Below are 7,741 nucleotides of genomic sequence, written 5' to 3' on the forward strand. Positions count from 1 at the left end.
GAGATTGAATCGCTGGAACTGCCGTAACTAACTGTTTTACGCATTGTCCGACGCAAAACCGCTTCGCACTTTTACGGGAAATTCTTTAAAGACGAGGCTTCTATGGAAATCAGACCAGTCAGAATTGATGATGCCGATGACATGAGCAAGGTGCTTAAAGAAATCATCGACGCGACCGGACGGCAGCGGCAATATGACCGTGATCATGTCATCGAACTCTATATTTCCGACCCGAACCGCATAGAATGTCATGTGGCGGTTGCTGATGGTGAAGTATTGGGGTTCCAGTCGCTGAAACATGCGACCGAAGGCAATCCATATGGCGTCGCTGTCGGCTGGGGCATTATCGGCACTCATGTCAGCCCGCGTGCAGCGCGCAAAGGTGTCGGATCGGCTTTGTTTGCCGCAACACGCCAAGCTGCAACAGTTGCAGGGATTATCGATATCGACGCGAGTATCGGCGACAACAATGACATGGGGCTCGCCTATTACGAAGCGATTGGTTTTCGTACATACCGAACCTCACCGGGCAGAATCTGTAAGCAATATAAAATGGAAAATTGAAGATATGCTGCTGATCGTTGGAACAGTGCGGGTATCGGCCGAAAACTTAGATGAAGCACGTCCTGTGATGCAGCGCATGATCCAAGCAAGTCGCGCGGAAAGTGGCTGTATTGAATACGCCTATGCTCAGGACATTCTTGATCCCGGCCTCATCCATGTAAAAGAACTCTGGCTGGATCGGGTTTCACTGGACAAACATTTCACTTCTGGCCACATAGCAGACTGGCGTTCCGAATGGCCAAGACTGGGCATAGCGGATCGAAATCTCATGCTCTACGAAGTAGAAGCTCCGGAAATAACCTGAAAAGAAAATAATGACGTCCAATCCGAAGCCCGTTCGCCCCGTTTCCATCATGCGTCGCTTTCTCGATAGTGAATCAGCCGGTGGCATAGCGCTTATGCTTTCCGCAGCACTTGCACTCATCGTCGCGAATTCGCCTTTCTCAAAGGCCTATTTCGACGCTTTGCATTTCTACATTGGGCCACTCAGCATTGCGCATTGGATCAATGATGCGCTGATGGCCGTCTTCTTCCTGCTGGTCGGGCTTGAGATCAAGCGTGAGTTTCTCGATGGTCAGCTTGCAAGCTGGCCCAATCGCATGTTGCCAGGGATTGCCGCTGCGGGTGGTGTTATTCTCCCCGCTCTGATTTTTGTCGCATTCAACTATGGCGACCCGGAAAAAGTACGCGGCTGGGCTGTACCATCTGCCACCGACATTGCTTTTGCACTCGGCGTTTTATCGCTGCTGGGTTCACGCGTGCCTTCGAGCCTCAAGGTATTTCTGGCAACGCTTGCGATCCTTGATGATCTGGCGGCTGTTGTCATCATCGCAATTTTCTACACTGCCGAAATTTCCATGCCCTATCTTGGCGCAGCTTTCGCAACGGCTGCGGTGATGTTTGCCATGAACCGCCTCGGCGTAGCCAAATTGCTGCCTTATCTTATCGGTGCGGCCGTGTTGTGGTTCTTTGTGCTCAATTCCGGTGTCCATGCGACTGTCGCAGGGGTCGTGGCGGCGCTGATGATCCCGCTCAAGCCTGCCAAGGCCAAGCCAGACGATATGAGCTCGCCGCTCCATATCCTCGAACATGCATTGGCGAAGCCAGTTGCGTTCTTCATCGTTCCCGTGTTCGGCTTTGCCAATGCAGGTATTTCCTTTGCGGGGATGAGCCCTTCCATCATCTTTGATACGCTGCCGCTCGGCATCATGCTTGGTCTGTTTATCGGTAAGCAGATAGGCGTGTTTGGCGCAGCTTGGCTTGCGATCAAATCAGGGCTGGCACAAAAACCAATGGGCGCAAGCTGGGCTCAGCTTTATGGTGTTGCGGTTCTGTGCGGTATTGGCTTCACAATGAGCATCTTCATCGGCCTCTTGTCGTTCCCGTCGGAACTGTTGCAAGCCGAAACGAAAATCGGGGTTCTCACCGGCTCCGCCTTGTCGGCAATATGCGGCTACGTAATGCTGAGAATGCTGGCAAAGCCGAAAAAGTGATACGCAATGAATGCCCGGAACAATTTTCCGGGCATTTCTCTTTGTATTTCCGAGATTGATTTCTACATTTGAGTGAAGAAGCTTTTTCAACTGGAGTTTGATTTGTCCGGAATATTGACCCGTTTCATTCCGCGTCGTTTTCGCAAAAAAGAAATTGAGATTCCTGTTGTGCGCCTGCATGGCGCCATCATGACTGGCGGCTCTTCTTTCCGGCCAGCACTCTCGCTTGCCACTGCAGCAGGCGTTCTGGAAAAGGCGTTCACCGACAAGGAGACACCGGCTGTTGCCATTTCTGTCAATTCGCCCGGAGGCTCACCGGTTCAGTCGCGTCTTATTTATCGCCGCATCCGCGATTTGGCCGATGAGCATCAGAAACGTGTCTTCATTTTCGTTGAGGATGCTGCCGCATCAGGCGGTTATATGATTGCGCTTGCAGGTGACGAAATTATTGCCGACCCCTCTTCTATCGTTGGTTCTATTGGTGTCGTTTCGGCATCTTTCGGCTTCCCGGAATTGCTCAAAAAGATCGGTGTTGAGCGTCGTGTCTATACCGCCGGCCAGAACAAAGCCGTGCTCGACCCTTTCCAGCCAGAGAAAAAGACAGATATTGATCGCTTGAAAAAGCTTCAGCTTGAAATCCACGAGACCTTTATCGACATGGTGAAGGAACGTCGCGGAAGCAAGCTTGCAAATGACCCCGATCTATTCACGGGTATGTTCTGGACCGGCATAAAGGCCAAGGAAATCGGTCTTATCGACGGGATTGGCGATATGCGCAGTTTTTTGCGCAAGACTTACGGGGACAAGGTGAAGCTCAAACTCATAGAGCCAAAGCGCGGATTGCTTGGACGCAAGGCACCAAGCGTCGAAATGAGCCTAGGTCTGGGTCTAGATCCAGCCAGTATTGCAGCCAATCTTGGTGAGGGCTTAGTGTCGGTTGCCGAAGAAAAAGCACTCTGGGCACGATATGGGCTTTGAATTCCATCGTTTCACCATGATATGATGCATAAAAGGGCGGATCAGTGTTATGCTATTCGCCAAGACTTTTCCCTGCGTGATCCCGAAATGGCATTTTCGGGATCTTGTGCAAGCCTGAGGACTAGAGGCCATGCCCCAGCTTATCTTTCTGCTGTTGATCATCGCTGCCGCCTGGTACGGCTATCGTTCGTTCAAACGCGAAGCGGTACGCGTTACCCAGCGCGTGCGCCGGGCAGAAAAAGAAGCGCAGAACCGCGCTCACGGCACGCTCGTTCAGGATCCTAAGACCGGCGAATATTACGTCAAAAAAGATTAAGGCGTCGTGCGCCGTAATAGGCGCACAAGGGCTGTTCTAACGGCTTAAATTACTGCTTTTCTGAATGCATCATTTTGTTGAGGCCGCCACTCTGGTTCGTCATCCTGTTCATCGTGTGGCACCGGCCAAGATTAATCTCGCGCTGCATGTAACAGGGCGCAGGGATGACGGTTACCATCTGCTCGACATGCTGGTGGTGTTCGCCGATTATGGCGACCGCATAAGCATTGAAGAAGCGCATCATGACAGTTTCAGCATCGATGGGCGCTTTGCGCATGGCATACCGCTTGATAGCGGCAATCTGGTCATCAGGGCACGCGATGCATTGAAGCAATATGCGGGTCGCGATCTCACGCCCGTTGCCATTCATCTTGAAAAGAACCTGCCAGTGGCTTCAGGCATTGGTGGTGGCTCAAGCGACGCAGCAGCAACACTTCTTGCGCTCAATGAAATCTGGCAACTCGGCCTCGACTTAGACACACTGACTGAACTTAGCTTCAAGCTCGGTGCTGACCTTCCTATGTGTTTGCATGGCGCGGCTATTGGCACTCCACTTGTTGCGCGCGGCATTGGTGAACACCTGACTACGGTCGCGCAAATGCCGCCTCTTCCCTTGCTGCTTGTTAATGACGGCACTGCTGTTGCAACACCCGATGTCTTCGGAGCGTTGACAAAGCGCGACAACTCTTCCCTCCCGTCGCCTTCAGAAAGCGACATAGAAACCATCTGTGCCTATCTCGGCTCAACCCGCAACGATCTTCTGCCCGCCGCGCTGACACTTGCTCCACAAATCGAGAATAAGCTTGATCTGTTGCGTATGCGAGGCGCACTTTTTGCACAGATGTCGGGCTCGGGTGCGACGTGCTTTGCCATCTTCAACGACCAGCAAAGCGCGGATGATGCGGCTTCCAAAATTCGGGCGCAAGAGCCTGACTGGTTTGTGGTTTCCACCCAAACAACTGCATCGTCGTTCTGACGTCAGATAGCCACTTTTCGGCCTCATACTGTTCACATATACTTGAATAAATTGCGTCTCATTGGTCGATTGAGCCAATTTCAAGGCTTATTGTCTACTGATATGAATACAATGCGTGAACCATTTGCGATCTAGGCGCAGCCCATGGAAAGGCCTATCTCTCAATCATCGAAACGACGAACACACCGTCGCTTCCCAAATTCTTGGAGATAGAAAAATGAAAAAGTTTGCTCTTGCTGCCGTAGCCGTTGCCCTTAGCGCCGGTGCTGCTTTCGCTGAAAATCCACGTGTTGGCGAACCTGCCGATCTTTATGCAAATGACCGTACACCCGTTGCAACCCAGCAGGTTGATAACACGGCAACTGCTTCGATTGGTCAGACGACTACCTATCAGGACGGCTCCGCTCATCGCTTTGGTGATGCATCGCCTTCAAGCTATCAAAACTAAGACCGGCGCAAGCAGGTCAGATACAAAAAGGCGAAGCCTCTTCAGGCTCCGCCTTTTGTTGTTTGTGGGGGCATAATGATTTGCGGCAACCTCACAGGCTTCAACTGGCGCGGTAAGTCTGCCAGTTCGAGCCAACTCGATGGCAACGGCTTGAATGCATCGAGCCTCATGAGCAAACCAGAGCCCAAGGATGACTTGCGCGCAAAGAGCTTACCAAGCAATCCCAAGCGCGCCTCTTGCGGCAAAGTAAACCGTGCCGGAGTCCGACTTGCACCCATATGGCGACGCACAGCTTCTTCCCAGCCATCCGACAATGTTGCCCCAGGTTGCAAAACCAGCAGCCACTCCGTTCGCAATGCACCAAGCGCCTCGCTCAACTCATTTTCGCTATAAAGGGCACAGCCTGCACCTTCTGCCACCAGCCTTGTCTCATCGGTCGAGCCTTGATCGACAACGACAACGCGACGCAAAAGCCCCTCGACGACTGCGGGCACCAATGCCGACAACGTGTTCGCCAAAAGCTTTTCAGAATTTTGAGTGACGATAAGAACAGAAAGCATGATCCGTTCTATATCAAGACCCTGTGATCGAAAAGCTGCCTTCTTATATGTTCTTGCTTTGTTCCAGTCTTTGCGATAGGAATAGATTCATCAACAAGAGAGTCGGTTATGGAAATCATCCAGCAGGCAGATAAAGCAGCATTCGGAACAGGGCGCGCGGAACATGCCAATGCGCTTGTGAGCGAAGCAGGCCTGCGCATTGATCATTCACGACGCCGCGGACGCGGTGCAGGCATCAATCCCACCGGACGATTTGAACCCACCACACGACATGAATTTGACGATGGCTGGGAGACGCTTGAAGACCTTCCACCTTTCAAGACAGATGTTCAGGTTGAAAAGCCGCGTACAATCATCACACGCAATGATTCACCTGACATAAGTTTCGATCGGTCCATCAATCCCTATCGCGGTTGTGAGCATGGCTGCATCTACTGCTTTGCACGGCCAACGCATAGCTATATGGGACTCTCAGCGGGCCTTGATTTCGAAGCCCGGCTATTTGCCAAGCCCGATGCACCACGCTTGCTTGAACGGGAACTGGCAAAGCCCGGTTATCAGCCAAAGACCATAGCCATCGGCACCAATACCGATCCTTATCAGCCCATTGAGAAAAAATGGCTCGTCATGCGCGAGATTCTCGAGGTGTTGGAAGCTGCCAATCATCCCGTTGGCATTGTTACCAAATCGGCATTGGTCGTGCGCGACATCGATATATTGAGCCGCATGGCAGAGAAAGGCCTCGCCAAGGTTGCACTTTCAGTGACCACACTTGATGCCAATCTTGCCCGCACAATGGAGCCGCGCGCATCGACGCCGACATTGCGCTTGCAGGCCATTCGCAAGCTCACCGATGCTGGCATTCCCACAAATGCAATGATGGGCCCCATCATTCCCGGCATCAACGATCATGAAATTGAGCGTATTCTGGATGCGGCTTACGCACAAGGCGCACGCGAAGCAGGCTATGTCCTCTTGCGTCTGCCGTTGGAAGTGGCGCCTTTGTTCAAGGATTGGCTCTTGCGCAATTACCCTGATCGTTATCGCCATGTGATGTCGCTGGTGCGTTCCATGCGTGATGGCAAGGATTATGATGCCGAATGGGGCAAACGGATGCGTGGCACTGGGCCTTATGCCTGGCAGATCGGTCGCCGCTTTGAGATCGCTGCCCGCAAGCTCGGTTTCAATTCTAAACGGCTTCATCTTCGGACAGATCTGTTTGAGCCGGTCGAAAAAGGTGGCAAGCAGCTTTCGCTTTTTTAAGCTTGCGCGCTCACCGTCTCGATCGTGAGCAGTTTGCATGAGTTACACGCTGCGTATTTAATCCCCGTCTGATGTCCATTTCAGACGGAAGGTCCCTGCTTTTACGCCACCTTCCTCGGCAGGGACCTTGCGGAGAACCAGAAGCAATGCGAGCATTGCCGCCAAATGAAACGCTTGTCTTCTGATTCTCCGCTCCTTTTCGACATCCCGCTTGCACCAGACTTCTCGGAAGAGAAGAAACATCTGGCAAGCGGCCTTCTTCATATTGCTGGCATCGATGAGGCGGGACGCGGACCTTTGGCCGGCCCAGTGGTTGCAGCGGCTGTGGTGCTTGATCCCAATGATTTGCCTGACGGACTGGATGATTCCAAGCGGCTTAAGGCTGCCAAGCGCGACGCGCTATATGAGATCATTCTTGCCAAGGCATTGACGGTCTCAGTCGCAAGCATAAGTGCGCGCAGCATTGACGCCAGCGATATTCGCAAAGCGGCGCTCGAGGCGATGCGCCGTTCATTTCTAGGCCTTACTCTCAAGCCTTGTCATGCGTTGATTGATGGACGCGACGTACCGCCAGGCTTGACTTGCCCCGGATCCGCCTTGGTGAAAGGCGATCAACGCTCCATTTCCATTGCTGCTGCCTCCATCGTGGCAAAGGTTACACGAGATCGTATGATGGCTCGCAGCGGTGCTGTTCACACACCCTATGGATTTGAGGTCCACGCCGGTTACGGAACGGTCAAACATTGCTCAGCCATTGAAGCAGTGGGGCCGGTTCCGGGAATTCACCGCTATACATTTGCACCTATCAAGGGGCGCTATTCCTGCTGACAGTTCGGTGTGCACCGAAACGTGTGAGGCGACAAGCTGCTAAGAAGCAATGAGGCAGTTCTTACATGCAGGACCAGAATGATCCAGAAAACCAATATCGCTGTCGAACTCGGATTGCTGCTTTTGCTGGCAACTCTATGGGGAGCGTCCTACAGCTTCATCAAGATCGGCGTAGAGACAATCCCGCCAATTACACTAGAGCGTGGGGCGATTATTTTGAATCGTTAAAGAGGGTGATATTTGTTGGCATTTCGCGCTTTTTAGATTGATGATTCATTGGGTCAGGAGGAAAGGCTATGTTCCAGCAAGCTTATT

The 7,741-nt window shown here is 52.4% G+C and carries 10 protein-coding genes and 1 pseudogene; 10 read left to right on the forward strand and 1 reads right to left on the reverse strand.

The window, feature by feature from the left end:
- The first annotated feature begins 102 nt into the window (after positions 1-102).
- The 7 genes from OIV19_RS15255 to OIV19_RS15285 all read left to right on the forward strand — a co-directional run bounded on the left by OIV19_RS15255 (position 103) and on the right by OIV19_RS15285 (position 4,775).
- Positions 103-564 carry a GNAT family N-acetyltransferase gene (locus OIV19_RS15255; RefSeq protein ID WP_095446123.1) on the forward strand — a complete coding sequence of 154 codons (462 nt, stop codon included), beginning with the start codon at positions 103-105 and terminating at the stop codon, positions 562-564.
- A 4-nt stretch (positions 565-568) separates the two neighbouring features.
- The gene (locus OIV19_RS15260; RefSeq protein ID WP_264232158.1) at positions 569-868 is read left to right on the forward strand and encodes a putative quinol monooxygenase; all 300 of its coding nucleotides are present in this window, start codon (positions 569-571) and stop codon (positions 866-868) included.
- 10 nt (positions 869-878) lie between these two features.
- Entirely contained in the window at positions 879-2,057 is a 1,179-nt protein-coding gene (nhaA, locus tag OIV19_RS15265; RefSeq protein WP_264232159.1) for a Na+/H+ antiporter NhaA, read from the forward strand.
- Between the two features lie 102 nt (positions 2,058-2,159).
- Entirely contained in the window at positions 2,160-3,035 is an 876-nt protein-coding gene (locus OIV19_RS15270; RefSeq protein WP_191793062.1) for a S49 family peptidase, read from the forward strand.
- A 130-nt stretch (positions 3,036-3,165) separates the two neighbouring features.
- Positions 3,166-3,351 (forward strand): membrane protein, encoded by a 186-nt coding sequence (locus OIV19_RS15275; protein WP_024896122.1) that lies wholly within the window; start codon positions 3,166-3,168, stop codon positions 3,349-3,351.
- Positions 3,352-3,415: 64 nt separating this feature from the next.
- Positions 3,416-4,327, forward strand: coding sequence for a 4-(cytidine 5'-diphospho)-2-C-methyl-D-erythritol kinase (locus OIV19_RS15280; protein ID WP_264232160.1), 912 nt, complete (start codon positions 3,416-3,418; stop codon positions 4,325-4,327).
- Positions 4,328-4,544: 217 nt separating this feature from the next.
- Positions 4,545-4,775, forward strand: a complete 231-nt coding sequence (locus OIV19_RS15285; protein ID WP_095446120.1) for a hypothetical protein — start codon at positions 4,545-4,547, stop codon at positions 4,773-4,775.
- 41 nt (positions 4,776-4,816) lie between these two features.
- Here OIV19_RS15285 and OIV19_RS15290 read toward each other — a convergent pair whose 3' ends face one another.
- Complete coding sequence (locus OIV19_RS15290) at positions 4,817-5,335, reverse strand: glycosyltransferase (RefSeq protein WP_264232161.1); 519 nt, start codon at positions 5,333-5,335, stop codon at positions 4,817-4,819.
- Positions 5,336-5,443: 108 nt separating this feature from the next.
- Between OIV19_RS15290 and OIV19_RS15295 the strand changes: the two genes are divergently transcribed.
- From OIV19_RS15295 to OIV19_RS15305, 3 genes and pseudogenes are all read left to right on the forward strand, one after another.
- Positions 5,444-6,598, forward strand: coding sequence for a PA0069 family radical SAM protein (locus OIV19_RS15295; protein WP_264232162.1), 1,155 nt, complete (start codon positions 5,444-5,446; stop codon positions 6,596-6,598).
- A 165-nt stretch (positions 6,599-6,763) separates the two neighbouring features.
- On the forward strand, positions 6,764-7,426 hold the full coding sequence (rnhB, locus tag OIV19_RS15300; protein ID WP_264232163.1) for a ribonuclease HII: 663 nt from the start codon (positions 6,764-6,766) through the stop codon (positions 7,424-7,426).
- Between the two features lie 78 nt (positions 7,427-7,504).
- Positions 7,505-7,624: pseudogene (locus OIV19_RS15305) on the forward strand (EamA/RhaT family transporter); the annotation flags it as partial.
- Positions 7,625-7,741 lie beyond the last annotated feature (117 nt).

Source organism: Brucella sp. HL-2 (genome assembly GCF_025846885.2).
In the GTDB taxonomy this organism is placed as follows: domain Bacteria; phylum Pseudomonadota; class Alphaproteobacteria; order Rhizobiales; family Rhizobiaceae; genus Brucella; species Brucella quorumnocens.